Here is a 1,277-nt window from a genome sequence, read left to right on the forward strand (position 1 = left end):
CTTCGGCTGGCGGACGCTTGCGATTGAGTTCGGTGAAGTAAGCGGCCATGCCTCCGCCCAGCCCGATCCCCGGGAAAGCCCGGCGAGCGGCGGAGTAGCATTCGGGGAAGCTGGGCATGACCGGCCGCGGTGCTCCCGGCTGAACGGATTTCATGTCCTGCGCCGGAAAGACGGAGACAGCTTCCAGTTTGAGGCCGATTGTATGGACCGCATCAGCGACGGGCGCCAATTCGCCGAATGGGTCGAGCGTGCCCTTGGTGATGATCTCGAGGACCACGCCTGCGCCGGTCAGCCGTGCAAGCGCGGCGTAGCTTTCGAGTTCATCATGGCCGTGTCCGAATCGGAGATCGACTTGGCAGACCATCCACTGCGGAGCCATTCGTCGTAGAAGCTCGGGGGATACAAGCGCGTGCCTTGCCTCGTCGCCAGCGACGCCGACGCCAACGCGAGGCACTTGGCCGACGGGTCTGCCGATCGTCAGGTTGATGAGTGGATTGCGGTTTTCAGACGCCCCGGCACGAAGCGTTCCTGACACGTGTAGCCGGACGACCTGGGTGAATTTCTGGCCCTTGGGCAGTCGGTAAGGCCACGGGCGACGCAGAGGGCGGACATAGGTTTTATAGGAAGCGTCAGACCAATTGCGTTGATCCTCCATCTCGAAGGCATCACCGTCCATGGTGCATGTGGCCCAGATCCCAGGCGCGATCTCATGCGACAACGCCCGGATATCGGTGAACGGACATTTAGGGTCGATGTGGTCCGGAAAGAGCGATAGCTCATCATGACCATCCTCATGCAGCACCTTTACCGGCTTGCCCGCCAAGGCTTCGATCGGATGAAGGACGATGAAGCCGGTCCGATTCGTCAAAAGGTCAGTCTCGGGCTCTGCCTCGGCCGCAAAAGCCAGCGCACCATCACTACTGCCCGAGATCCGTACCTGATAAACCAGGCGACCGGATGTTGCGGAACATGTTGCACGGTATGCGACGCTGAACACATCCAGCCTTTCATCGATGTGGAGATCATCGAGAACGGCTGTAGCGGTTCCCCAATTTTCGTCCCGCACAAGGAACGAGATTCCGCGCAGAATCTCAATTCCGTCAAGGCGGATGTAGCGTAACGCCCCATTGTCGAAGTCGACCGACAACGGTCCCGCGCGAAGTGTGCGCAAGGGTGGCTCGACCTGTTCGGTTCCACACAAGCGGATGGCTCGAGATGCTGCCAAGGTCAAATTGCTTGCTCCGTCGCAGCGTCAAAAATCGACGCCCGGTTCATGT

Annotated in this window: 1 pseudogene; it reads right to left on the minus strand. The window is 60.1% G+C overall.

Annotated elements, in window-relative coordinates:
* Window positions 1-1,171, minus strand: a pseudogene (locus EOA22_RS33980) (hypothetical protein); the annotation flags it as partial.
* Window positions 1,172-1,277: the final 106 nt, after the last annotated feature.

Source organism: Mesorhizobium sp. M7A.F.Ca.US.014.04.1.1, from assembly GCF_003998745.1.
GTDB classification, from domain to species: Bacteria; Pseudomonadota; Alphaproteobacteria; order Rhizobiales; family Rhizobiaceae; genus Mesorhizobium; species Mesorhizobium ciceri.